The organism is Bacillus sp. MBGLi79, assembly GCF_002953915.1.
The window spans coordinates 3,577,258-3,600,671 of the sequence record NZ_CP026521.1; the positions used below are offsets into that span (position 1 = coordinate 3,577,258).

Annotated in this window: 26 protein-coding genes and 2 pseudogenes; 9 read left to right on the top strand and 19 right to left on the bottom strand. The window is 44.0% G+C overall.

The genetic code is table 11. The annotated features are described in order from the left end of the window. Window positions 1-64: 64 nt before the first annotated feature. Window positions 65-2,053 (bottom strand): methyl-accepting chemotaxis protein McpB, encoded by a 1,989-nt coding sequence (mcpB, locus tag C1T29_RS18260; protein WP_103750145.1) that lies wholly within the window; start codon window positions 2,051-2,053, stop codon window positions 65-67. Between the two features lie 157 nt (window positions 2,054-2,210). On the opposite strand from mcpB, the gene C1T29_RS18265 reads away from it, so the two are divergent. Beyond that, on the top strand, window positions 2,211-2,948 hold the full coding sequence (locus C1T29_RS18265; RefSeq protein ID WP_014665152.1) for a protein-glutamine gamma-glutamyltransferase: 738 nt from the start codon (window positions 2,211-2,213) through the stop codon (window positions 2,946-2,948). Between the two features lie 30 nt (window positions 2,949-2,978). On the opposite strand, the pseudogene C1T29_RS18270 reads toward C1T29_RS18265, so the two are convergent. The 7 genes and pseudogenes from C1T29_RS18270 to C1T29_RS18300 form a co-directional block, all read right to left on the bottom strand. Then, window positions 2,979-3,215: pseudogene (locus tag C1T29_RS18270) on the bottom strand (hypothetical protein); the annotation flags it as partial. A 235-nt stretch (window positions 3,216-3,450) separates the two neighbouring features. Further along, window positions 3,451-3,849 carry a secondary thiamine-phosphate synthase enzyme YjbQ gene (locus tag C1T29_RS18275; protein ID WP_014665154.1) on the bottom strand — a complete coding sequence of 133 codons (399 nt, stop codon included), beginning with the start codon at window positions 3,847-3,849 and terminating at the stop codon, window positions 3,451-3,453. Then, window positions 3,809-3,942 (bottom strand): annotated as a pseudogene (locus C1T29_RS18280) (hypothetical protein). Before C1T29_RS18280 ends, C1T29_RS18275 begins: the two are co-directional and overlap by 41 nt. A 24-nt stretch (window positions 3,943-3,966) precedes the next feature. Next, window positions 3,967-5,631: a glycoside hydrolase family 13 protein gene (locus tag C1T29_RS18285; protein WP_103750146.1), complete on the bottom strand. Its 1,665-nt coding sequence runs from the start codon at window positions 5,629-5,631 to the stop codon at window positions 3,967-3,969. Between the two features lie 125 nt (window positions 5,632-5,756). Next, a complete protein-coding gene (locus C1T29_RS18290) occupies window positions 5,757-7,046 on the bottom strand; it encodes a hemolysin family protein (protein WP_069840226.1) in 1,290 nt (429 codons plus the stop codon). Window positions 7,047-7,089: 43 nt separating this feature from the next. After that, a complete protein-coding gene (locus tag C1T29_RS18295) occupies window positions 7,090-7,767 on the bottom strand; it encodes a zinc metallopeptidase (protein ID WP_103750147.1) in 678 nt (225 codons plus the stop codon). A 40-nt stretch (window positions 7,768-7,807) separates the two neighbouring features. Next, window positions 7,808-8,071, bottom strand: coding sequence for a YuzI family membrane protein (locus tag C1T29_RS18300; RefSeq protein WP_015483620.1), 264 nt, complete (start codon window positions 8,069-8,071; stop codon window positions 7,808-7,810). 46 nt (window positions 8,072-8,117) lie between these two features. Between C1T29_RS18300 and mstX the strand changes: the two genes are divergently transcribed. Both mstX and kbfO read left to right on the top strand, forming a co-directional pair. Continuing rightward, window positions 8,118-8,450, top strand: coding sequence for a biofilm formation protein MstX (gene mstX, locus C1T29_RS18305; RefSeq protein WP_014665158.1), 333 nt, complete (start codon window positions 8,118-8,120; stop codon window positions 8,448-8,450). Then, window positions 8,447-9,433 (top strand): potassium channel protein KbfO, encoded by a 987-nt coding sequence (kbfO, locus tag C1T29_RS18310; protein WP_095431792.1) that lies wholly within the window; start codon window positions 8,447-8,449, stop codon window positions 9,431-9,433. Before mstX ends, kbfO begins: the two co-directional genes overlap by 4 nt. Here kbfO and C1T29_RS18315 read toward each other — a convergent pair. The 5 genes from C1T29_RS18315 to C1T29_RS18335 form a co-directional block, all read right to left on the bottom strand. Further along, window positions 9,430-9,834: a YugN-like family protein gene (locus C1T29_RS18315; RefSeq protein ID WP_069150206.1), complete on the bottom strand. Its 405-nt coding sequence runs from the start codon at window positions 9,832-9,834 to the stop codon at window positions 9,430-9,432. The two genes, kbfO and C1T29_RS18315, sit on opposite strands and share 4 nt — an antisense overlap. Window positions 9,835-9,893: 59 nt before the next feature. Further along, on the bottom strand, window positions 9,894-10,265 hold the full coding sequence (locus C1T29_RS18320) for a hypothetical protein (RefSeq protein WP_095432019.1): 372 nt from the start codon (window positions 10,263-10,265) through the stop codon (window positions 9,894-9,896). 58 nt (window positions 10,266-10,323) lie between these two features. Further along, the gene (locus tag C1T29_RS18325) at window positions 10,324-11,676 is read right to left on the bottom strand and encodes a glucose-6-phosphate isomerase (RefSeq protein WP_003243401.1); all 1,353 of its coding nucleotides are present in this window, start codon (window positions 11,674-11,676) and stop codon (window positions 10,324-10,326) included. Window positions 11,677-11,786: 110 nt separating this feature from the next. Continuing rightward, window positions 11,787-12,959: an iron-containing alcohol dehydrogenase gene (locus C1T29_RS18330; protein WP_095431793.1), complete on the bottom strand. Its 1,173-nt coding sequence runs from the start codon at window positions 12,957-12,959 to the stop codon at window positions 11,787-11,789. A 104-nt stretch (window positions 12,960-13,063) separates the two neighbouring features. Continuing rightward, complete coding sequence (locus tag C1T29_RS18335) at window positions 13,064-14,227, bottom strand: iron-containing alcohol dehydrogenase (protein WP_103030918.1); 1,164 nt, start codon at window positions 14,225-14,227, stop codon at window positions 13,064-13,066. Between the two features lie 229 nt (window positions 14,228-14,456). Here C1T29_RS18335 and C1T29_RS18340 point away from each other — a divergent pair, with 229 nt between their 5' ends. Then, entirely contained in the window at window positions 14,457-14,693 is a 237-nt protein-coding gene (locus tag C1T29_RS18340) for a DUF378 domain-containing protein (RefSeq protein WP_003220771.1), read from the top strand. Between the two features lie 76 nt (window positions 14,694-14,769). Here C1T29_RS18340 and yugI read toward each other — a convergent pair whose 3' ends face one another. From yugI to C1T29_RS18355, 3 genes are all read right to left on the bottom strand, one after another. Continuing rightward, window positions 14,770-15,162 (bottom strand): S1 domain-containing post-transcriptional regulator GSP13, encoded by a 393-nt coding sequence (gene yugI / locus C1T29_RS18345; RefSeq protein ID WP_003228864.1) that lies wholly within the window; start codon window positions 15,160-15,162, stop codon window positions 14,770-14,772. A 202-nt stretch (window positions 15,163-15,364) separates the two neighbouring features. Next, complete coding sequence (locus C1T29_RS18350) at window positions 15,365-16,525, bottom strand: aminotransferase (RefSeq protein ID WP_014665165.1); 1,161 nt, start codon at window positions 16,523-16,525, stop codon at window positions 15,365-15,367. Further along, entirely contained in the window at window positions 16,526-17,026 is a 501-nt protein-coding gene (locus tag C1T29_RS18355; protein ID WP_009968070.1) for an Lrp/AsnC family transcriptional regulator, read from the bottom strand. 147 nt (window positions 17,027-17,173) lie between these two features. On the opposite strand from C1T29_RS18355, the gene C1T29_RS18360 reads away from it, so the two are divergent. Beyond that, window positions 17,174-17,995 carry an alpha/beta fold hydrolase gene (locus C1T29_RS18360; RefSeq protein WP_103750148.1) on the top strand — a complete coding sequence of 274 codons (822 nt, stop codon included), beginning with the start codon at window positions 17,174-17,176 and terminating at the stop codon, window positions 17,993-17,995. A 26-nt stretch (window positions 17,996-18,021) separates the two neighbouring features. Here C1T29_RS18360 and C1T29_RS18365 read toward each other — a convergent pair whose 3' ends face one another. Beyond that, window positions 18,022-18,282: a YugE family protein gene (locus C1T29_RS18365; RefSeq protein WP_014665167.1), complete on the bottom strand. Its 261-nt coding sequence runs from the start codon at window positions 18,280-18,282 to the stop codon at window positions 18,022-18,024. Window positions 18,283-18,368: 86 nt separating this feature from the next. Here C1T29_RS18365 and patB point away from each other — a divergent pair, with 86 nt between their 5' ends. The 3 genes from patB to kapB all read left to right on the top strand — a co-directional run bounded on the left by patB (window position 18,369) and on the right by kapB (window position 21,377). After that, window positions 18,369-19,532 carry a cystathionine beta-lyase PatB gene (gene patB, locus C1T29_RS18370; RefSeq protein ID WP_103750149.1) on the top strand — a complete coding sequence of 388 codons (1,164 nt, stop codon included), beginning with the start codon at window positions 18,369-18,371 and terminating at the stop codon, window positions 19,530-19,532. Window positions 19,533-19,658: 126 nt separating this feature from the next. Next, entirely contained in the window at window positions 19,659-20,945 is a 1,287-nt protein-coding gene (gene kinB, locus C1T29_RS18375; RefSeq protein ID WP_103750150.1) for a sporulation sensor histidine kinase KinB, read from the top strand. Window positions 20,946-20,990: 45 nt separating this feature from the next. Then, window positions 20,991-21,377 (top strand): kinase-associated lipoprotein KapB, encoded by a 387-nt coding sequence (gene kapB / locus C1T29_RS18380; RefSeq protein WP_015384502.1) that lies wholly within the window; start codon window positions 20,991-20,993, stop codon window positions 21,375-21,377. 26 nt (window positions 21,378-21,403) lie between these two features. Here kapB and kapD read toward each other — a convergent pair whose 3' ends face one another. After that, window positions 21,404-22,021, bottom strand: a complete 618-nt coding sequence (gene kapD / locus C1T29_RS18385; protein WP_014665171.1) for a 3'-5' exonuclease KapD — start codon at window positions 22,019-22,021, stop codon at window positions 21,404-21,406. Window positions 22,022-22,096: 75 nt separating this feature from the next. Further along, window positions 22,097-22,300, bottom strand: a complete 204-nt coding sequence (locus C1T29_RS24900; protein ID WP_014665172.1) for a hypothetical protein — start codon at window positions 22,298-22,300, stop codon at window positions 22,097-22,099. On the opposite strand from C1T29_RS24900, the gene C1T29_RS18390 reads away from it, so the two are divergent. After that, the gene (locus tag C1T29_RS18390; protein WP_095431798.1) at window positions 22,203-23,411 is read left to right on the top strand and encodes a multidrug efflux MFS transporter; all 1,209 of its coding nucleotides are present in this window, start codon (window positions 22,203-22,205) and stop codon (window positions 23,409-23,411) included. The genes C1T29_RS24900 and C1T29_RS18390 overlap by 98 nt on opposite strands. Window positions 23,412-23,414 lie beyond the last annotated feature (3 nt).

Genomic DNA, 23,414 nt, shown 5'->3' on the forward strand with positions numbered 1-23,414 from the left:
CTAGGACTTTGTTAATGTTTCCCATATAAAAAAACAGCGCCTTCATCAGCGCTGTTTTTCGGCTTTACTCAATTTTAAATTGTTTCGTCAGATCGCGAAGCTCTTCTGCCATCTGCGCAAGAGTGGTCGCTGAGGAACTGATTTCTTCCATGGAAGCAAGCTGTTCCTCAGCTGATGCGGCAATGTCCTGGATGCTTGCCGAGCTTTCTTTCGACACGTCTGCAATGCCGCTGACTGCTGCTGAAACGTGCTGTGAACGGCCTGACAGCTGCTCGACGGTGGAATTCATCGTCTGCAGCTTGCCCGCGATTTCGTTTGTCATGCTGAAAATGCTCTTGAAGCTTTCTTTTGTATTGTCTGTGACAACAAGTCCGGATTGCACTTCTTGATTAACCTCTTTAAACATGTGAAGGGAGGTTTCAATCTCTGCGACGATTTCTTGGATCAGCTTTTCGATTTCTTTTGCTGAATCGGCTGATTGAACAGCCAGCTTGCGCACTTCCTCCGCTACGACAGAGAAACCGCGGCCTGACTCTCCGGCACGCGCCGCTTCAATAGCCGCGTTTAGTGCAAGCAAATTTGTTTGGTCAGCGATGCCGTTGATGACTCTCAAAATGCTTGTAATGTCTTTTGATTTTCCTTCTAAGCCTTTGACTACAGCTTCAGCCTGCTGAACAGATTGATTAATCGAGTTCATTTGGCCGACTGTCTGCTGCACAAACTTTTCACCTGTTCCGGCGATTTCCGTTGATTGGATAGACGCCTTTGTAATATCTGACGATGTTTGCGAGACTTGCTGGAGTCCTTCATTCATTAAGTTCAACTGATGAGAGCTGGATTCAACCTTTTCGCTTTGCTCTTCGTTTCCGTTTGAGAACTGCTCAATCGCCATCGTAATATGCTCGGTGGCTTTACTCGTCTGTCCGGCAGATGCGGTAAGCTGTTCGGAAGATGCGGCCACATTGTTCACCGAGTCCTGAATTGCGCTGATTAGAGAGCGGAGGGAATGTCCCATTTCGTTGAAGCTTTCTCCTAGCTCCCCTAGCTCATCCTTTGAATGAATTTCGATCGTTTCGGTCAGATCCCCTCTGCTGATCGTTTTCGATGATTGAACAAGACGTTTTAACGGTTTTGTAATCGAACGAACAATAAACAGAATTAAAATCCCGCCTGCCACAATGGAGGCAATCAGCACGATCATGCCCGTTACCAGCACAGACTTTGAGGCATCCTTAATTTCATCCATATACATAGTGCCGGCTATTTTCCAACCAGTCAGTTCATTTGTAGTATAGGTCAGCTTTTTATCTTCGTTATTCAGAGTGTACTTGAGCTCACCGCTGTCATTCGCATACATTTTGGCTACCCAGTCGCCTGACAGCTTTTCTCCAGCCTTATGGTTCTTGTGTGCGACGTAGGTTTTGTTTTTTGTTGCAATGAAAGCATAGCCTTCTTTTCCGACCTTGATTTGTTTCATCTGTTCTAACAATTTATCAATGGTAATATCCATGGCGACAACGCCTGATCCGTCCTTCAGCTCTTGTGCAATGGTAATGACCATGCTTCCGTCACTCGCAGCCACGTAAGGATCTGTCACGACAATTTCACCGCCGGCCTTCATCGCATCCTGGTACCAAGGGCGTTGTCTAGGGTCGTATCCGTCCGGCAATGTCTCTTTTGGCGCTTGTACGTAAGTGCCGTTATCTGCGCCTCCATAAATTCTGGCTACGCCCTGATTAATAGATACGTATTGTGAAAATTTAGCTTTGATCTCTTCTTGATTCGATTTTCCTTTGAATGCGGATCTTTTAAGAGATTCACTGAAAAAGGTAACTGCTTTCGCTTTTTCTCCCAGATCATTTGTAACGGTTGTATTAAATGTATCGACACTGTTTTTCGCATTCCCCATCATTTCCTCATCCAGCTTTCCGCTGGCGCTTCGATAAGAACTAAATTCTAATATAAGAATAGGGATAATGAGAATCGCAATAAATGAGACGATTAATTTCTTTGAAATAGACGGTTTCTTCAGCCAATTGATAAAAGTCTTCATGTCACTTGCTCCTTCAGGTTTGATACAGTATATATCGGCTGCTTAAAAAAGTTTTAAAATAAAAAATGGAAGAAGTTCTTTTTGCCAGTCTTCAGTCTTTTTAGCTTTCATTGCCCAAGCCTTTTGCATATCTTATAAAAAACAAGGGGGGCTAAACATGATTATTGTATCAGGACAATTGCTCCGTCCCCAGGATATTGAAAATTGGCAGATTGATCAAAATCTGAATCCGCTCTTAAAAGAGATGATTGAGACGCCTGTTCAGTTTGATTATCATTCAATTGCTGAACTGATGTTTGAGCTGAAACTGCGGATGAATATTGTCGCAGCGGCAAAGACGCTGCACAAAAGCGGGGCAAAGTTTGCCACTTTTTTGAAAACATACGGGAATACAGCGTATTGGAGGGTTTCACCAGAGGGCGCCTTGGAGCTGAAATACAGAATGCCGCCTTCAAAAGCGATTCGGGACATTGCAGAGAACGGCCCTTTTTACGCGTTTGAATGCGCAACCGCAATCGTTGTTATTTATTACTTGGCCTTAATCGATACAATCGGGGAAGACAAATTCGATGCCAGCTTTGACAGAATTATTTTATATGATTGGCATTATGAGAAACTGCCGATATATACAGAAACAGGACATCATTTTTTCCTTGGTGATTGTTTGTATTTTAAGAATCCTGAATTTGATCCACAAAAAGCCCAATGGAGAGGCGAAAATGTGATTTTACTGGGGGAGGATAAATATTTTGCCCATGGTCTTGGAATCTTAAACGGACAGCAAATTATTGATAAGCTGAATTCATTTAGGAGAAGAGGAGCCTTACAGTCAGCCTATCTTCTGTCTCAGGCGACCAGACTGGATGTTCCGTCTCTTTTCCGCATCGTCCGCTAAAAAGCCCCATCGCCTATTTTCGGGACGATGGGTTTCAAATGCCTTCCGTTTTCGATAGAAAGGGGCTGTGCCTAAATATTGGTTCGCAGCCCACTCCATTTTTTCAAGGTCATTTCTTGTCACGATTGGATCTAGGCTGCTCCATTTGATAAAGCGGACAAAATAGTAGCCTTTGATTGGAGCCATTGTAACTTTTGAGTGAGGCCAGCCTTCAAATACAAACTCAATTTTCCCTCTTTTTTTATAAGAGTATTGAAGAATGTTCATATCTGTCACCTCAGTTTTATCAAGTTACATTCGCAAAACAGTGTCTTCACGTCAGCAGGCCCGTAAAGCATCCGTGTCTGCTCCCTTCAATTTTTTAAATCTAAAACTGGATTTGTTTTTTGAGATGCCGGGACTGAGATATTCGAATGTCAAGCGCGCCTTCATTACGTGAGACGAGCCCGCCGGCTTACGGCGCTTATGTCAGCGAAAATGTTTCGTCATAAAAAACAACCTGCTACCCCATGATTTTGATATAACATGTCCGGGTGCGAGGGCCATCAAATTCGCAGAAATAAATGCCCTGCCACGTTCCAAGAATGAGCCGGCCGTTTTCCACAATGACATGCTGTGAAGCGCCGACCGTACTCGACTTCATGTGTGCAGCTGTATTGCCCTCCATGTGGCGGTCCAGCTCATGTTCCCACGGATATACCTCATCAAACCTTCTGAGCATATCTTTTTTGACGTCCGGGTCGGCATTTTCATTAATTGTAATGCCCGCCGTCGTATGTGGACAGTAAATCAGCGCTGCGCCGCTCGTTACACCTGTTTCTTGAAGAAACGCATCCACCTCACGGGTGATATCAATCATTTCATCTCGTTTGGAAGTCTTGATTTGCAGTGTTTTCAGCATTTGTTTCTCCTTTCGTTTGTCCGCTCTATTTGCTTAATTCGTTCTGTGTTCTTTTTTTCCTGTTAAACCGCTCTCATAAACCTGATAAAACAAAAAACTCCAGTCTAAGGCTGGAGTTTAGCGCCATAGATATATTCTTGCCTCATACGGCTTTAAGAGTATTGATGTCATATGCTTATGCGGCTCTGTTTCAATATTTGACAAGACAAGGGCATCTGATGACAATGGCAATCCAGAGTGCTTGAATAACGCCGGTGTTCTAGTCAGATTGGCTGCAATCAGTGCAGTGTGGCTCTCGTTTTTTCGAAGATATGCAAAGATTTGCTGATCTTCCGGTAAAATGAGCTCGTATGTCCCGTTGATAAAAACATCATATGTTTGGCGCAGCTTGATCAAGCTTTTGTAAAAATGGTAAACGGATGTATTATCGTTTTTTTGCGCCTCAGCATTCAGCCATTTGTAATTCTCATTGACTCCGATCCACGGCTTGGCCTCAGAAAATCCGGCGTATGGATCTGCGTTCCATTGCATAGGCGTTCGTGAATTGTCTCTTCCCTTTTTCCAGACAACCTTCATCGCGTCCTCGTGTGATGCGCCTTTCGCTATTTTTGTTTCATAGAGGCGTTTCATTGCGACATCATCATAGTCCTCAATAGACGGAAATGCCACGTTCGTCATTCCGAGTTCCTGTCCTTGATAAATAAACGGCGTGCCTTTCATAAGAAAATAAACAGCAGCCAGCGCTTTTGCACTTTCTTTCAGGTACACTCCGTCGTCTCCCCAGACAGAAACTGAACGGGGCTGGTCGTGATTCTCCATAAACAAAGCATTCCAGCCAATTCCTTCAAGACTGTCCTGCCAGTCAGTTAAAATTCGTTTAAATGAGGCAATATCAATGCTTTCATCGATCTCTACATCCCACAGGCCAAGATGCTCAAATTGAAAAATCATGTTGAATATGCCGTTTTTTTCTCCAGCCCAATCAGCAGCTTCCTTTGCAGAGACGCCGTTTGCCTCGCCGACCGTCATAATCGGATAGCGGGAAAATGTGTTTTCCTTCAGCTCTGTTAACAAATCCATAATGCCGTCAGCATTCATATGATAAGGAAAGGAAGGAACATAGTCCAGTCCCTTTGGATTCGGCATGTCGGGAAGCCCTTCTTTTTTCTTAATATGCGTAATGGCATCCACCCGAAATCCGTCAATTCCTTTATCAAGCCACCAATTGATCATGTTATAAACGGCATTCCTCACCTTTTCATTTTCCCAATTCAAATCAGGCTGTTTTTTATCAAAAAGGTGAAGATAGTACTGGCCTGTCTTTTGATCATACTCCCAAGCCGGCCCGCCGAAAATGCTTTCCCAATTGTTCGGTGCTTTTCCGTTTTTGCCGTCTTTCCAAATATACCAGTCGCGCTTTTCCGAGTGTATAGATGAACGGGATTCTATGAACCATGGATGTTCGTCGCTTGTATGGTTCACAACGAGATCCATAATCAGCTTCATGCCCAGATCATGAATGTCACCAAGAAGCTCGTCAAAATCTGTCATGGTGCCAAAATCGCTTAATATGTTTTGATAATCTCTAATATCATAGCCATTATCGGCATTCGGTGAATCATACAGGGGGCAAATCCAAAGGACGTCAGCGCCCAGCTCTTTTATGTAAGAAAGTTTAGATCTGATTCCTTGAATATCCCCGATTCCGTCGCCATTTGAATCTTTAAAACTGCGGGGATAAATTTGGTAAACAACCGCTTCCTTCCACCAAGCCTTTTTCATACAGCCACTCCTTCCCAGTGTACCGGTCTTATATATCCTATGTAGAAAAAAGGCTTCACAGCATTGCTTTTTAAGAAATGACTTGATCACACAAAAAACAGCCGTTCGTTCCCGGCTGTTTTTTATCAAAAATCGGTTTTTTTTATTTCGACAAAACGGATGTGATGATCTTCGGCGTCGAGGATTGTAAATTCACAGCCTTCCGCGTGTATGACGTCTCCTGCTTTCAGCTCCATTTTTTGCGTTAAGAGCCAGCCTGCAATCGTATCAATCTCTTCATTTTCAATCGCAATGTCGAGCAGGTCATTTACTTCGTCTATTAACGCCTTTCCATCCATCACATAATGGTGTTCGCCCTTTTTCAGGATGTGCGGTGTTTCATCCTGATCATACTCATCGCGAATTTCCCCGACGATTTCCTCGATAATATCCTCGACAGTGACAAGCCCCGCCGTTCCCCCATATTCATCCACGAGAATCGCCATGTGAATCCGCTCCTTCTGCATGCGGATTAACAGCTGCTGAACAGGAATGCTTTCAATGACCCTGATAACGGGCCTCATGATTTGCTCCAGCTTTATCGGCTGGCCGAGAAAATAAGCTTTAAACATATCTTTGCTGTTGATGATCCCTAAAATATGATCCTTGTCATCTTTGATGACAGGGTAGCGTGTATATCGTTCATTAATGATGTGATGAATCGCCTCTTCAAGCGACTGCTCAAGAGAGATGACGGCAATTTCCGTCCGCGGAATCATAATCTCTCTCGCTACCCGGTTGTCGAATTCAAAAATTTTATTTACATAGCGGAATTCAGACTGATTGATTTCTCCCTTTTCATAGCTTTCTGAAAGGATCAGCCTTAGTTCCTCTTCGCTGATGACAACCTCATGCTCCTTTACTGAATGAAAGCCAAACAACTTCACAAGAAAGCTTGCAGAGCCGTTTAATGCCTTAATAAACGGGTACGTGATTTTATAAAACCAGATGAGCGGCTTTGCAATCCATAAGCTTACAGCTTCAGCTTTTTGAATAGAAACCGTTTTCGGGGCAAGCTCCCCCATCACCACATGCAAAAAAGTGACGATAATAAATGCAACTACAAATGTGACAATGTGATTAAACGGTTCCGGCATGCCTGTCATTGTAAATAAGGGATGAAGAAAACGTTCAAATGTAGGTTCACCTAACCATCCAAGGCCGAGTGCTGTAATCGTAATCCCGAGCTGGCAGGCTGATAAATACTCGTCAAGATTGGAGATGATTTTATGTGCGGCCAGCGCCCGGCTGTCACCGCTTTCGATGAGCTGATTGATTTTTGAACCTCTGATTTTGACGATCGCAAATTCCGCTGCAACGAAAACAGCCGTAATGCCAATCAAAACAAAAATGGCGATCAATTGTAAAATAAGCAAAAAAAGCCCTTACCATAAATGGTAAGGGGCCACCTCCTTAACGTTAATTCTCATCACGACCGTTTAAGAAGATCATCACAAAACGAAGCAGTTCAAACAGGGAAACCAGGGCCGCGGCCACATACGTTAAGGCAGCAGCGCTCAGCACTTTATTTACCCCATTTTCTTCATTGTTTCGGATGAATCCTTCTGACACAATAATCTGCTTCGCGCGTGAGCTTGCATTGAATTCGACAGGCAATGTAATCAGCTGGAAAAAGACAGCGGTTGAAAATAATATGATGCCAAGCCCGATCAAATTCAAGCTTCCGAGAAGCATGCCTCCTAAGAAAAGCAAAGGAGCTACACCGGATGCAAAATTCACGACTGGGAAGATTTTATGTCTTATCACAAGCGCACCATATGACTCCTGATGCTGCAAGGCATGTCCGACTTCATGGGAAGCTACGGATATGGCGGAAATTGAGCGGCCGTAATAGACCGGCTCAGATAAACGCACCACCCGTCTTGTCGGGTCGTAATGGTCTGTTAAAGTGCCTCTTACCGGTTCGACCGGCACGTCGTAAAGACCGTTTATATCTAAAATCCGTCTTGCTGTTTCTGCCCCTGTACGTCCGCTTGAGGCTTCCACTTTTGAATATTTTTCAAAGTTGCTCTTCACTTTAAATTGTGCCCAAAACGACAATCCCAATGCGGCTATTGTTAAAAATATAAACAGCATTTTTCATCATCCTTTTTCCATGATCATTTCTCTATTACGATTATTTTAATGAGTTTTCTTTCCCGTGTACAGAAATGCGCTTTTTCTTCCGGCTCGGGGCACACAATCCAATCAGCAAAAAGAACAGACCTGCCGAAAACAAATAAAAGGCGAAACTGCCGGCCAGTTCTTTCAGAAAATGAAGCCAGGAGAAGCTGCCGGAAAAGTGATTATATGAGTTTAAATCGAAAATAAACAAAATCACCGCGGATGCCGCCAGCTGCGTACCGATCAAAACCACGATCGTTCTTTGAAAGATCGTCATCTTTTTCATCCTTTTTGTTTTAGTTTATGGAGAAATCCGTTTTTATATGTTTTGTTCATTTTTTGAAAAACATCATCGGAAGTGGGACATACTGTTAGAAAAAAGCACGGGTGTGATGGAAGCTATGAAAGTGACGAGTGAGGAAAAGGAACAGCTGAGCACAGCAATCGACCGGATGAACGAAGGATTGGACGCGTTTATTCAGCTTTATAATGAATCAGAAATTGATGAGCCGCTTATTCAGCTTGATGATGATACAGCCGAGTTAATGAAGCAGGCCCGAGATATGTACGGCCAGGAAAAGCTAAATGAGAAATTAAATACAATCATTAAACAAATTTTATCCATTTCAGTATCTGAAGAAGGAGAAAAAGAATGAAATCAAATCGGATATTTATTTCATGGCTTAGATGGCCGTTATTTATCCGAATCGGGGTTATTATTTTATGTCTGATTCTTTTGTTCGGCCAAATCATTTATATACTTGAGCCGAAGCAGTTTACTTCGGTATTTGAAGGCATTTGGTGGGCTGTCGTTACGGTTTCGACAGTCGGTTACGGAGACTATGTGCCGCACACGCCGCTGGGTCAGGCAGCTGGAATTCTGCTGATTTTGAGCGGCGCAAGCTTTGTCACTGCATATTTCGCAACGTTATCAGCGGCCGCATTCAGCAGACAGCACCGCTATATCGAAGGAAAAGTTGCTTACAAAGGCCGGGGCCACATCATTCTGATCGGGTGGAATGAAAAAACAAACCGGCTTTTGAAGGACCTTCAGCTTGCGGCCCCTTCCAAAACAGTCGTGCTAATCGATGAATCTTTAACAGAAGGCCCGCTGATCGAAAACGTCCATTTCATACGCGGGCACGCTGCCGATGATGGGACACTGAAACGGGCCAATATTACTGAAGCGGAATCAGTGATGATTACTGCCGATCAGTATAAAAGTGAAACTGATGCTGATATGCTGTCAGTGCTGACTCTTTTATCTGTTAAAGGGCTTAATCCCCTTGCTTACTGCATCGTCGAGATTTTGACTGACCGTTTTGTCACCAATGCGGAGCGGGCAGGCGCAAACCAAATCATCGGAACATCAGAGTTTATCAGCCGGGCGATGCTGCAGCATTACCAAGTCAAATTACGGCCGCCGAAACAGCAGAACGGTATTAAGCTGCCGCTTGACCAGCATGTAGAGCTTCTTGCTATTCCTGACGAACTAAAGGGAGCGGCTTACAAAACCTGCGTTCTCTATTTCCTGGATCACAACAAAACAATTATAGGTGTACAAAAAGAGGAGGGGCCGATGATTTCCCCTCCTCTTACATACACGGTACTCGAAACAGACCAATTCCTTGCCATCTAATGCAGCAGAACATCCTCCAATTCTTTTACGAGAGAGGCGCCGATATCCAAAAATGCCGGATCAATTTCCGCGTCCCGCCTTTCCGGTTCGGAAAATTGATTAAACAGTGATTGGAAAGGCCCTCCCTCGGCTTGATCATCAACATCCGTCTGAAACACCTGTCTCAGCATAAACGGCGTTCCGATCCGGACGGCCGCCCCGCGTTCATCGAGACTGCCCTGTACCGCATTGACAGGAATTCTCAAAAATAAATAGCCGTCTCTATCATCAATTTTATAATCAAAGTAGCCATGATCGTATTCCCAGCCGCCGTTTATCACATAACCGAGCGGCTTCATCACTTGTTCCAGTTCTTGAAGCAGAAAAGACTGCCCATCTATCGCTGAAGGTATCGGTATCATCAAAATGCCCCTTTTTTCACTTATCCTGTCCTGCCGAACAAGACTTCATTCAGAGGCGCCTACATGGAAATCGTTGTTTCTTTCGCGCGTCCAACAAAAAAGAAAGCGCATTCAATTAAGAAGTAAACAGCCATTGCCGCAGCAAGCCCTGCAGCTGAATCCCAAGACACATAAACAACCGTTGCATAGAGTCCTAATTTAGTGAAAAGAGTATGGGTTCGTTTTAAATGCAAAATCCGATGTACCGCATCGGTAAAAAGCGCAAGCGGCAAACCAGTGAGAAGAAAGGCGTGGATGAAAAAATGTGACAGCGTGCCGCCAAAGCTTGAAGAAAAATCTGTATACACTGCATTAAAGGAGATAAGGATACTCAAAAGAGCTGCAGAAAAGCCGGCAATGATGAGATGTTTAACCACTTGTTTCATGAACATCAGCACCTTTCTGATTTTATAAAAAGCCGACCGGCAATTGCCAGTCAGCTTTCTCACATTAATCTTCCAGACGTTTTTCAAGCTCTGCTTTTTTCTCTTCAAAGCCAGGTTTGCCAAGCAATGCAAACATATTGACTTTGTACGCTTCTACACCAGGCTGGTCAAACGGATTGACGCCAAGGAGGTAACCGCTCATCGCGCAGGCTTTTTCGAAGAAATATACAAGGTATCCAAAAGTATATGCATTCAGCTCAGGAATGTTAACGATTAAGTTCGGAACATTTCCGTCAGTATGGGCAAGCATTGTGCCTTGGAATGCTTTCTTGTTAACGAAATCAACCGTTTTACCAGCTAAATAGTTCAAGCCGTCAAGATCGTTATCCGCTTCCTCGATTGTCAGTTCATGTTTAGGTTTCTCTACGTTCAGCACCGTTTCGAATAAATCTCTGCGGCCTTCTTGTACATACTGGCCTAAAGAATGAAGGTCTGTTGAATAGTTGGCTGAAGAAGGATAAATGCCCTTCTCATCTTTCCCTTCACTTTCTCCGAACAGCTGCTTCCACCATTCCGCAAAATATTGAAGCGCTGGTTCGTAGTTGATGAGCATTTCGATCGTTTTGCCCTTGTTATAAAGGACATTGCGAACAACCGCATATTGGTATGCAGGGTTATCTTCCAGTTCAGATGTTGCAAAATCTTTGCTCGCATCCAAGGCGCCTTTCATCATGTCATCAATGTTGACGCCGCTGACAGCAATCGGCAAGAGGCCTACAGCTGTTAAGACTGAATAACGGCCGCCGACATCGTCAGGGATAACGAATGATTCGAAGCCTTCTTCGTTAGAAAGCGTTTTTAATGCGCCGCGCTCTTTATCAGTTGTTGCATAAATCCGCGCTTTCGCTTCTTCTTTACCGTATTTCTCTTCAAGAAGCTTGCGGAAAATACGGAAAGCGATTGCAGGTTCAGTTGTCGTACCTGATTTAGAAATGACATTAATAGAGAAGTCAACATCTTCAAGAAGATCCATAACGTCTCTCATATAAGATGAACTAATGTTGTTTCCGATAAAAATGACTTGCGGATTGCCGCGTTTTGCTTTTGGCAAAGTGTTATAAAACGCGTGATTCAGCGCTTCAATCGCTGCCCGCGCCCCAAGGTAAGAACCGCCGATGCCGACAACAAGCAATACATCAGAGTCAGATTTGATTTTTTCCGCGCTTTTTTTGATGCGCGCGAATTCTTCTTTATCATAATGTTCAGGGAGGTCCACCCAGCCTAGAAAATCGCTGCCCGCGCCTGTTTTTTCATGGATATTATGGTGTGCAGTTTTTACAAAGTCCCGCAGGTATGTAAGTTCATGTTCGTTGAAGAAAGTCAACGCTTTTGAGTAGTCAAAGCGTACATGCGTCATTGCTTGTCCCTCCATAACGGTATAATGTTTTCATCTTTCACTTTATATGAACTTATCTGTGAAATCAAGTCAAGAAGAAAGGCGGAATGACTGGATTCCGCCCTTTGGGGTTATAGAGACGCGCGAAGGATGGCAAGCACGTCATCTTTGTTCAGTTTTTGGAAGTTGCCGAAGCCGCCGTGTTCCATTTCCTTGGCTGCGATATCAGCAATCAGCTCAAGCTTTTCTTCTCCGATATTGTAATCAGCAAGACGGGAAGGCGCGCCAAGGCTTGTCCAGAAAGCAGACAGTTTATCGATTCCTTCAAGCGCAATTTCTTTATCTGTTTTGCCTTCCGTATCAATGTCAAACATGTTGAGCATGAGGTTTTTGAAGCGGCCTACGTTTGTATCAAGCGTATATCTCATCCAGTTCGGGAACAGTATTGCCAAACCGCCCGCATGCGGAATATCATACACAGCTGAAACGGCGTGTTCCATTGTATGAGAAGCCCAGTCACCAAAGTAGCCCATTTGGAGCGTGCCGTTTAAAGCGATTGTACCAGCATACAAAATCGTTTCACGAAGCTCGTAGTTTTCCAGATCTTCAAGAAGCTTAGGAGCTGTTTCGATGACCGTCTGCAAAACAGCAAAACACATTCTATCCTGAAGCGGCGTGTTTTCAACATTGTGGAAGTATTGTTCGAATACATGGCTCATCATGTCAACCATGCCGTATACTGTTTGATTTTCAGGAACCGTGAACGTATTTTCAGGATCTAAAATTGAGAAACGCGGATGAGTCACATTGCTGCCCCACACATATTTCTCGTTTGTTTCCCAGTTTGTAATCACGGAATCAGGGTTCATTTCAGAGCCTGTTGCAGCAAGCGTTAAAACAGTGCCAAATGGCAGCGCATCCTCCGCTGTTACTTTTTTGCTGAAAATATCCCAAGCGTCGCCGTCATATTTGACGCCCGCTGCAATTGCTTTTGTACAGTCAATGACACTGCCTCCGCCGACAGCAAGCAGAAAATCAATGCCATGTTCTCTGCAAAGGCCTATGCCTTTTTCCACTGTCGCAAGTCGCGGGTTCGGCTCAACACCTGACAGCTCATGAATAACAGCGCCCTCTTCTTTTAAAATGCCTGTGACTTGATCATAAAGGCCGTTGCGTTTAATGCTGCCGCCCCCGTAAACAAGCAGTACATTCTTGCCGTATCGTTTTAATTCTTTTCTTAACTGTTCAAGCTGACCTTTTCCAAAAATCAGCTTTGTCGGATTATAATAAGTGAAATTTTCCATAGTAAAACCTCCAATAATGCTGGCTTAAAAAACAGATTTCCCATTGTAACATAAGTTTGACAAAAAGAAAAAGGGAAGCAGCCAAACGGCTATTTCCCCTTTTTTTATAGAGATGCCTTCAGAATTGACAGCACATCTTCTTTGTTGAGTGATTTAAATTGGCCGAATGTACCGTTAGCCATTGCCTTGTCAGCGATTGTGTCAAGCTGCTCATCATTAATATCATAATCAGCAAGACGGTTCGGAGCGCCAAGGCTTGTCCAGAACGCAGACAGTTTATCGATACCTTCACGTGCGATTTCTTCATCTGTTTTACCTGCTTCTTCAACACCAAACACACGAACTGCAAGCTGTTTCATGCGGGCAGGGTTTTCAGACAATGTGTGTCTCATCCAGTTCGGGAACAGAATTGCCAGTCCCCCGGCATGCGGAATATCATAAACGGCTGATACTGCATGTTCAATATTATGAGTAGCCCAATCCCCTCTTGCACCCATAGAAAGCATGCCGTTTAATGCGATTGTTCCTGTGTACAGAATCGTCTCACGCAATTCGTAATTTTCGAGGTCATTGATCAGCTTAGGCGCTGTTTCAATCACTGTACGAAGAAGTGATTCACACATGCGGTCCTGATACGGTGTGTTTGATACATGATGGAAGTATTGTTCGAATACATGGCTCATCATGTCAACCATCCCGTAGATCGTGTGGTTTTTAGGTACAGTGAATGTATTCACCGGATCAAGAATCGAGAATTTAGGGAATACGAGCGGGCTTCCCCAGCCATATTTTTCTTTTGTTTCCCAGTTTGTAATAACAGAGCCTGAGTTCATTTCAGAACCAGTCGCAGCGAGAGTCAATACCGTTCCAAATGGCAAAGCATCTTTTGGCTGATGTTTTTTCGTGACGATATCCCACGCATCACCATCATACTTTGCTCCTGCGGCAATCGCTTTTGTACAGTCGATGACGCTTCCGCCTCCGACAGCCAGTAAGAAATCAATGTTGTGTTCTTTACAGATGGCAACACCCTTATTAACAGTCGACACACGCGGATTCGGTTCCACACCTGCTAGTTCATGCACGGTCGCTCCGGCTTTATTCAGCTGTTCGATCACTTGATCATACAGGCCGCTGCGTTTAATGCTGCCGCCTCCGTACACAAGCAATATGTTTTTCCCGTAAGGTTTGAGTTCCTCCGGAAGTCTTTCCACTTCGCCGCGCCCGAAAATTAATTTGGTCGGATTCCAGTATGTAAAGTTTTGCATGACATCTCCTCCTTAGATTTTTTATTATGCAGAATGTCCTCACCACATGTAAAGCAATCAGCTCTCGCCTCTCAGCATATCTGATGGTTTTATCTTGCAAAATGCTGGGAAAGAAGCTGATATAAGCGAGGGCAGGCCAGTTTCCCTCATATGGAGAAAGCATGTATAGATTCTCCAATATGTCACAATCTATAACTGTTTTAATAATTCATGGAGGAGGTTGCAAAACATGAGTACCATTCAGAGAATTTGTCTTGTATTAACCATCATTGGCGCTATTAACTGGGGACTGATCGGATTTTTCCAATTTGACTTAGTTGCGGCTATTTTCGGCGGCCAAGGGTCAGCCCTTTCCCGAATCATTTACGGACTTGTCGGAATCGCCGGCTTAATCAACCTCGGTCTGCTATTTAAGCCAAACGAGGAAAGATCACGTGAAGAAGCAGCAAATCCTGAAATGCGATAGGATATCAATACGCTGAAATAGGATTTTGCATGAAAGCAAAAGCACCGAACATTCCTGTCCGGTGCTTTTTTCATACTTATTTTTTGATAAGGTCTTTGCGGTTGGACATTTCGATCCACTCTTCAAGCTTATCTTTTAATGTGTTGAAACCTTGTGGTGTAGAAGCTTCTTCGCTTACTTGCGCAGCTTTAGGTTTTCTTGGTTTGCTTTCTTTTTTCTCAGGCGCAGCTTGTGTCGCACGAATTGAAAGGCTGATTTTGCCTTTTTCTTCATCAACAGCAAGTACCTTTACTTGTACTTCGTCGCCAACTGAAAGGTGCTCGTTGATATCTTTTACGAAACCGTGAGTCACTTCAGAAATGTGTACTAAACCTTGAGTTTCTTCATCTAATGCAACAAACGCACCATACGCTTGTAATCCTGTAACTTTACCAGTGTAAACACTGCCCACTTCAAATTTTGCTGCCATTCATAACAACTCCTAAGTTAAATTAAATATCTGTTTATACGCAATTTAAAATTATATCACACATGTCTTATTTTCGCAAAGAAATCTTTTTTTATAAAAAATCAGGTTTGTGCACGGCAAAAAGGGGGTAAACTGAAAATACCAAAGGCTTTCTAGTATTCCCCCCTTTTATTGGATGCGAACAAAAGGTTCGTATCTTTTTTTATGTTGTTTTGTGGAGGAAGCGTTTCATTCTGACTAACGCTTCTTGAAGCTGTTCAATCGAGGTTGCGTATGAACAGCGGATATATCCTTCACCGCTCGGGCCAAACACGCTTCCCGGAACAACTGCCACTTTTTCCTGCGTCAGAAGCTCTTCTGCAAACTGTTCTGAGCTCATTCCCGTGCTTTTAATGGATGGAAAAGCATAGAAAGCGCCGCCCGGGTGATGGCAGCTGAGACCGATTTCATTGAGAGATTCTACAAACAAATTCCGTCTTCTTCGATAGCTTTTTTTCATTTTTTCTACGTCTTCCATGCCGTTCTTCAGTCCTTCAAGGGCGGCAAACTGCGCCATTGCGGGCGCGCACATCATCGCATATTGATGGATTTTAAGCATTGCATCCCGAAGCATGGATGGTGCTGCAGCAAAACCAAGCCTCCAGCCCGTCATCGCAAATGCTTTTGAAAAGCCTGAAATGACGACCGTCCGTTCCTTCATTCCCGGTAATGCCGCTATACTTGTAAATTCCTCATCATATGTCAGCTCCGCGTAGATCTCGTCGGCTAAGACAATGACATCATGTTTTTTGGCAAACTCAGCAATCGCATTCAGCTCTTCCTTCGAATAAACCGAACCTGTCGGATTCGATGGTGAGCAGATGAGAATGGCCTTTGTTTTTTCAGTGACTGCCGCTTCAAAATCAGCGGCCGTTGCTTTAAACCCTTTGTCTGCTGTTGTATGAACATGAACCGGGATACCGCCTGCCAAAGAAACAAGCGCATCGTATGCCACAAAACATGGCTCAGGTATGATGACTTCCTCACCTGGATTCACAAGGGCACGGATCGCAATATCCAAAGCCTGACTTGCCCCTACTGTCACAATCAGCTCATTATCTGGCGAGTAGCTAAGGTCAAACCTGTTGCTCAAATAACGGCTGATTTCCTCTCGCAATGAGTATAAACCGGCATTGGCCGTGTATGACGTATATCCTTGTTCAAGAGAGAGAATGCTTGCTTCACGGACATTCCACGCGGTAACAAAATCAGGCTCTCCGACACCTAAAGAAATGACGCCTTCCATCGTTGCCGCCAAATCAAAGAATTTGCGGATGCCTGATGGTTTTATTTGTTGTACATAGTCTGATAAATACGAAGTCATTTACGGGGACACCACGATTCTTTTGTCGTCGTCTCCTGTTTCAAACACTTTGCCGTCATGCTTGTATTTTTTCAGGATAAAATGGGTTGTCGTAGATACAACTGAATCAAGCGTTGACAGTTTATCTGAAACAAAACGCGCTACGTCAGACATCGAATTGCCGCGAATCACGACAGACAAATCGTACACGCCTGACATCAGGTAAACTGATTCAACCTCTTGGAATCGGTAAATCCGTTCCGCCACTTCATCAAAACCGACTCCCCGCTTCGGCGTTACTTTGACGTCAATCATGGCCGTAACGCCCTCATGTCCGTCAACTTTTCGCCAGTCAATCATAGCGGAATAATCGATAATAACCTTTTCTTTCTCCAGTTTGTCAATAATCGTTTTTACTTCATTTACAGGGATGCCCGCCATCTTCGCAATGGTTTCTAAATCGGCGCGGCTGTTTTCGTCTAAAATTTCTAATATTTCTGTTTCTTTTTCTGTCAACTTCATTTGATTCACACCTTTGCAATGTCAAGAAATCTCATGACATTATATCACGTTTTTTGACGAATGCTAACAAAAAACGAGGAGAAACTTCCGCTAGAATTGACAATTTCAGGGCACAATACAAACATCAAAAAAAGGGAGTGACACAGAATGGAGGCGGTTTCATCAATAAGGCGGTTTACGGTCGATGGAGTCAATGTATACTACGAACATTATCAAAATCCTGGCAGGCAAACGCTGGTCTGTGTACACGGTTTTTTATCATCTGCTTTCAGCTTCAGAAAAGTAATCCCTCTCCTTCGGGACAAGTACGATATCATCGCGCTTGATTTGCCTCCTTTCGGCCAATCTGAAAAATCAAGAACGTTTATCTATACCTATCAAAACCTCGCAAAGCTTGTCATTGGGATTTTGGAGCACTTGCAAGTGAAACAAGCTGTGCTTATCGGACATTCTATGGGCGGACAAATATCATTGTCTGCTGCTCTCCAAAAACCAGAGCTTTTTTCAAAGGTTGTGCTGCTTTGCAGTTCAGGATATTTAAAACGCTCACATCCAACGATCATTTTCGGGACCCATATTCCGTATTTTCATCTATATATCAAGCGCTGGCTCTCGAAAGAAGGCGTGATGAAAAATTTATTAAATGTTGTGCATGACAAATCGCTGATTGATGAGGATATGATTGACGGCTATGGCAGACCGTTTCAGGACGAGCAGATTTTCAAAGCCATGACAAGGTTTATCCGCCACAGAGAAGGAGATTTAGAAGCCGAACAATTGAAGAGAATGAACAAGCCTGCATTATTGATTTGGGGCGAGGAGGATCGAATTGTCCCAATGGAGATCGGTAAACGGCTGCACGCGGATTTGCCTAATTCCGTGCTATACTCATTTAGCCAAACCGGACATCTGGTGCCTGAAGAACGGCCTGAGCTTGTTTCCGAACACATTGCTGATTTTATCAAATAGAAAAAAACCGGTGCTGAACCGGTTTTTTAAAGTGTGCAGGAGCTGCTGTTTTTAATGTATAAAAGCTGGCCAGCCACTTCCCGGCAGCTGTCGATCGGCAGCGTTTGTTCAAAAGAAGTTTCAAATATATGCTGAATGCGTTTCGCCAGCAGGGCGGGGTCGTCTTCATCATAGACCGCCTGCACGACATCAACTGCCTCCGTTTCGTAAAACTCTTCACCATATTTAAACGGGTCCCATTTGGCAATGATCTTGATCATTTCCCCCACCGCTTGACTTTCTTCCATATTCATCACCGCTTATAATAAAATTTGCAGTTCTATCTTATCATAGTGAAGCTTAGAAGAATAAACATACATGTGGAGGTAACAGAATGAACTTTGATAAACGAGAAGAACGCCTTGGCACCCAATCGGTCAAATGGGACAAAACAGGCGAATTATTCGGCGTGACAGACGCACTCCCGATGTGGGTGGCGGATATGGATTTTCGCGCGCCGGAAGCGATAACTGAAGCATTAAAAGAGCGCCTTGAACACGGTATTTTCGGTTATACGGCTCCGGATCAAAAAACGAAGGAAGCGGTGTGCGCATGGATGCAAAACAGGCACGGCTGGAAGGTGAATCCGGAAAGCATCACATTCAGCCCGGGCATTGTAACGGCTTTGAGCATGGCGGTACAAGCTTTCACGGAGCCTGGCGATCAAGTCGTTGTACAGCCTCCAGTTTATACGCCTTTTTACCATATGGTTGAGAAAAACGGCCGGCACATTTTACATAATCCTTTGCTAGAAAAAGACGGCTCATATGCAATGGATTTTGACGATTTGGAAACGAAGCTTAGTGACCCAAGCGTTACATTGTTTATTTTATGCAATCCTCATAACCCTTCAGGTCGTTCATGGAGCCGTGAAGATTTACTGAAGCTGGGCGAATTGTGTCTTAAGCATGGCGTCACAGTTGTATCCGATGAAATCCATTCCGATTTAATGCTGTACGGACACAAACACACGCCGTTCGCTTCGCTCTCTGACGATTTCGCTGATCTTTCCGTGACATGTGTTGCGCCAAGCAAAACATTCAATATCGCCGGATTGCAGGCTTCGGCAATCATGATTCCCGATCGCCTGAAGCGCGCCAAGTTTTCTGCAAGCCTGCAGCGCAATGGTTTAGGCGGATTAAACGCGTTTGCCGTCACTGCAATCGAAGCCGCATACTCAAAAGGCGGGCCGTGGCTTGATGAATTGATCTCTTACCTTGAGAAAAACATGACCGAAGCGGAAGCCTTTTTGAGCTCCGAGATGCCGAAGGTCAAAATGATGAAACCGGATGCATCATACCTGATCTGGCTCGACTTTAGCGCTTACGGCTTGTCCGACACAGAGCTTCAGCAAAGAATGCTAAAAAAGGGAAAGGTTATTCTAGAGCCCGGGACGAAATACGGGCCTGGCGGAGAAGGATTTATGCGCCTAAACGCGGGATGTTCTCTCGCAACCCTGCAGGACGGCCTGCGCCGCATCAAAACCGCATTATCATAAATATAGCTCTGAAACGCCTTTACGTCTTCATTCGTAAAGGCGTTCTTAATAAAGGAATTTTATATTTTACATCTAATATTTAGTGTTATAATAGATTCATATTTTATACGAAAGGATTTCACACGAATGGAAATTCTAAAAGACTATCTCCTGCATATCTGCTTTATTTTGTTTCCTATTCTTCTTTACCAAGTGTTTTGGCTTGGAAAACCTGCGATTCTTGTGCCAAAAATAAACAGCGGTTTGGTCACGCTCTTCGCCTGCGGCGCCTCCGTTTTATGCATTCTTTTCCCGATTCATGAAATGGACTACATACAATACGGCCTTCAGATGATTCCCGTTATCATTTGTTTATTTTACATTAGCACCGCTTCCGGACTCACAGTCGCCGCATCTGTCCTATGTTTTGAACTGCTTTTTTACGAACCTTCCGCAATATTTGTTTTCACTTTGCTGCCTTTTCTTATCATTATCCCAATCCTATTTCAGAAAAAATGGCCATTTATGTCCAAAGCGAAAAAACTGCTGCTGTCATTATCGATCAGCTGCTTGGAGATTTTCCTATTTTTCGCCTCCAGCTGGATTCTTTCCGCCTTAAATATTTTAAATTTTCAAAAATCAGGAATTTTCGTTTACGAGGCGGTAGTCTCAGGGCTTTTCCGCTCCAGTGTTCTTCTATTAAGCATCTATATTATCGAAAGCATCGCCGAAAATATCGCCTTGCGCTCACAGCTTATCCATTCTGAAAAAATGACGATTGTGAGCGAACTGGCAGCGAGCGTCGCTCATGAGGTCAGGAATCCTTTGACAGTTGTCCGCGGGTTTATCCAGCTGCTTTTTAATGACGAAACCCTGCAAAACAAGTCGAGTGCGGATTACAAACAGCTTGTACTGTCAGAGCTTGACCGGGCACAAGGCATTATTACAAACTATCTCGATATGGCGAAACAGCAATTATATGAAAAAGAGGTTTTTGATTTATCTGCCCTTATTAAAGAGACAAGCAACCTTATGGTGTCGTATGCCAATTACAAGTCAGTAACCGTCGAGGCTGAAACAGAACCGGACCTTTTGATATACGGGGACGCAACAAAGCTAAAGCAAGCTGTCATCAACATGATGAAAAACAGTATTGAAGCGGTTCCTCACGGGAAGGGGATGATCCGCATATCGGCCAAAAGAAACGGCCATACGATCATGATTAACATCACAGATAATGGGGTCGGGATGACAGACCATCAAATGCAAAAACTCGGCGAACCTTATTATTCCTTAAAAACGAACGGAACGGGACTCGGCCTTACCGTAACCTTTTCCATTATTGAACATCATCACGGGACCATTTCATTTAACAGCAGCTTTCAAAAAGGCACTACGGTGACAATTAAGCTTCCCGCTGATCTTCCTCACTAGCAAATCGCTTGGAACTTTAATAGAATAAATGCGAGGTGATGACAGATGAGCACGTTTGAGACAGGCTCTATTGTTAAAGGATTTTACAAAACAGGTGTATACATAGGAGAAATCACGGCTTGCAGGCCGCAGCATTATTTAGTGAAAGTGAAAGCTGTTCTTACCCACCCCGCCCAAGGAGACCTTCATCATCCAAAACAGGCGGATGTGCCGTTTTTTCATGAGAGAAAAGCGCTCGCATACGGTGAACAGACAAATATCCCCCACCATATGGTGAAGCCTTATGACGGTGAAGTGCCGGATTATACCGAATCTCTGCGGGAGGCGACAGCACAGCTGAGAGCCAAATTGAATGAGGATGGTTCGGAGTGGGCAAAGCGCTCCCTACATAATCTGGATATTTTAGAAAAAGAATATTTCAATCGGCCATAACCCAGTCTGACAAAAGATTGGGTTTTTTACGTCGCGCGCTTGAACAGTTCGGTTAAATCGATTCTTTCGCCAATTGTGGGCGGTTTTGGCTTTTCGAGATACTGCTTATCCTGCTCAACAAGCTTAAAAAGTTTATATGCTGTGAGAGCATCATCAAGCGCTTTATGATGGGTGCCGGTTCCGGAATCTCCATACTCTTCAGCAGCTTTCCATAAACCCGTCAATGTCCGGTCTCCAAAAAAGTTTTTGTATTCAAGCGATAAATCTCTCATTTCTCCCTTAAACGGGAATGGGATATGGTTAAACATACAGTTTTGCTTCAGCACTTTCATATCCATGTTTCCCCACGTAATAATTGTGCTGTTTTTCTCAGGATCAAGCTCGTTTAGTTTACGGATGAGATCCTCGAATCTTATTCCTTCGTCTACCTGTTTTTGGGTGATTTTTAAAAATGTCTTGCAGCGTTTCGTAAGCTTCGGGAACTTTTTCGGTCTCACATAGCTAGAAAACGTCTCAACTACTTCATCATCAATCGACTTTACAATTCCGGCTTCAATGATTTCCGGGAAGAAGTTTTGCGGACTGTACTTTCCGTCGGGCATTGTAAATTCGAAATCAATAATGAGTAAGCTGTTTGTCGTCACCTTTTTACACCTGCCTTTCCTCCGATCAGAAAATGCTATCTTTATAGTATATCAATTCCCCTTCTCGACATTTCTTCATTTTCTAAAAATAATGAATTTTCCCAGCCGCTTTGTTTCTTTTAAATTGTGAATTGTTTCTTTATAATTAGTAAGGAACCCGAAATAATAAGAAGGTGATGTTATTTCTACCCGCAAGAAAAACTTTGTCATTGTATGGCTGGCGAACTTTTTTGTCTCCGCTAGCACAACGATGATCGTTCCTTTTCTCTCCTTATACATTGAGTCGCTCAGCTCTTTTTCAAACGGCTTTGTGCAAAGATGGAGCGGCTATGTGTTCGGCATTACATTTCTCATGGCGTTTTTGGTATCCCCGTTTTGGGGACGGTTCGGAGACAAACGCGGATACAAGAAAATCCTTATGGCAACCGGAACGGGCATTGCCCTCAGCATTTTCTTCATGGGCTTTGTTACATCGGTGTACCAATTGTTTTTTCTGCGTATGGCAATGGGTCTTGTAACCGGATTCATCCCGACATCTCTTGCGATGATTTCGGCACAGACTCCGAAGAGCTCAGCCGGCAAAACACTTGGCACGCTGCAAATGGGGCAAGTGTCCGGAAGCTTGTTCGGCCCGCTTTTGGGAGGCATGCTTGCTGATCGTTTCGGCTTTACGTATACCTTTTTTATCACATCCTTTGTGATTTTCTCGTCTGTTCTTCTCGTGTTATTTGGTGTCAAAGAAAAGCCTCTTGCAGAGAAAACAGCCAAACGTACGTCTTACTCGAGAAAAGAAGTGCTCTCCTATATTTTTCACCAGCCGGCGCTATGGGTCATGATGCTGTTAACCATGCTGATTCAAACAGGCAATTTCAGTATCCAGCCCCTGCTCGCTTTATATGTAAATGAGCTGCACGGACCTGTCAATCTTGCCTTTTTCTCCGGCATGGCATTTTCAGCAACGGGACTCGGAAGTTTGCTGCTGGCTAGAAAATGGGGTGATCTTGGCGACCGCTACGGCCACCGCCGCATTTTAATCGGACTTTTGCTCGCCGCTTCTTTCTTTTTTATTCCGCAGGCGCTCGCGTCCTCACTCAGCGTTCTCCTTGTTTTCAGATTTTTGTTCGGAATGGCGATGGGCGGTTTGCTGCCATGCATCACGGCAGCGATCCGCGTTCAGGCTCCCGGCAGCATTCAAGGAGAAGTTCTCGGCTACAATGTCAGCTTTCGCTTTTTAGGAAACGTGCTCGGGCCTCTTCTCGGCGGAATCATATCGAGCCATTTTACGATTTCGGCCACCTTTTATGTCACAGCGTTTCTCTTTTTTGCCGGCGCCTGTATGCTTTGGATCATGCCGAAACTCCAGAAGGATTCCTATGCCAAAGCAAGCTGATTC

Coding starts and splice junctions, on each gene's coding strand:
- mcpB (WP_103750145.1), bottom strand. CDS start 2,053: ATGAAGACTTTTATCAATTGGCTGAAGAAACCGTCTATTTCAAAGAAA.
- C1T29_RS18265 (WP_014665152.1), top strand. CDS start 2,211: ATGATTATTGTATCAGGACAATTGCTCCGTCCCCAGGATATTGAAAAT.
- C1T29_RS18275 (WP_014665154.1), bottom strand. CDS start 3,849: ATGCTGAAAACACTGCAAATCAAGACTTCCAAACGAGATGAAATGATT.
- C1T29_RS18285 (WP_103750146.1), bottom strand. CDS start 5,631: ATGAAAAAGGCTTGGTGGAAGGAAGCGGTTGTTTACCAAATTTATCCC.
- C1T29_RS18295 (WP_103750147.1), bottom strand. CDS start 7,767: ATGCTGTTTATATTTTTAACAATAGCCGCATTGGGATTGTCGTTTTGG.
- C1T29_RS18300 (WP_015483620.1), bottom strand. CDS start 8,071: ATGACGATCTTTCAAAGAACGATCGTGGTTTTGATCGGTACGCAGCTG.
- mstX (WP_014665158.1), top strand. CDS start 8,118: ATGTTTTGTTCATTTTTTGAAAAACATCATCGGAAGTGGGACATACTG.
- kbfO (WP_095431792.1), top strand. CDS start 8,447: ATGAAATCAAATCGGATATTTATTTCATGGCTTAGATGGCCGTTATTT.
- C1T29_RS18315 (WP_069150206.1), bottom strand. CDS start 9,834: ATGATACCGATACCTTCAGCGATAGATGGGCAGTCTTTTCTGCTTCAA.
- C1T29_RS18320 (WP_095432019.1), bottom strand. CDS start 10,265: ATGTTCATGAAACAAGTGGTTAAACATCTCATCATTGCCGGCTTTTCT.
- C1T29_RS18325 (WP_003243401.1), bottom strand. CDS start 11,676: ATGACGCATGTACGCTTTGACTACTCAAAAGCGTTGACTTTCTTCAAC.
- C1T29_RS18330 (WP_095431793.1), bottom strand. CDS start 12,959: ATGGAAAATTTCACTTATTATAATCCGACAAAGCTGATTTTTGGAAAA.
- C1T29_RS18335 (WP_103030918.1), bottom strand. CDS start 14,227: ATGCAAAACTTTACATACTGGAATCCGACCAAATTAATTTTCGGGCGC.
- C1T29_RS18340 (WP_003220771.1), top strand. CDS start 14,457: ATGAGTACCATTCAGAGAATTTGTCTTGTATTAACCATCATTGGCGCT.
- yugI (WP_003228864.1), bottom strand. CDS start 15,162: ATGGCAGCAAAATTTGAAGTGGGCAGTGTTTACACTGGTAAAGTTACA.
- C1T29_RS18350 (WP_014665165.1), bottom strand. CDS start 16,525: ATGACTTCGTATTTATCAGACTATGTACAACAAATAAAACCATCAGGC.
- C1T29_RS18355 (WP_009968070.1), bottom strand. CDS start 17,026: ATGAAGTTGACAGAAAAAGAAACAGAAATATTAGAAATTTTAGACGAA.
- C1T29_RS18360 (WP_103750148.1), top strand. CDS start 17,174: ATGGAGGCGGTTTCATCAATAAGGCGGTTTACGGTCGATGGAGTCAAT.
- C1T29_RS18365 (WP_014665167.1), bottom strand. CDS start 18,282: ATGGAAGAAAGTCAAGCGGTGGGGGAAATGATCAAGATCATTGCCAAA.
- patB (WP_103750149.1), top strand. CDS start 18,369: ATGAACTTTGATAAACGAGAAGAACGCCTTGGCACCCAATCGGTCAAA.
- kinB (WP_103750150.1), top strand. CDS start 19,659: ATGGAAATTCTAAAAGACTATCTCCTGCATATCTGCTTTATTTTGTTT.
- kapB (WP_015384502.1), top strand. CDS start 20,991: ATGAGCACGTTTGAGACAGGCTCTATTGTTAAAGGATTTTACAAAACA.
- C1T29_RS24900 (WP_014665172.1), bottom strand. CDS start 22,300: ATGTATAAGGAGAGAAAAGGAACGATCATCGTTGTGCTAGCGGAGACA.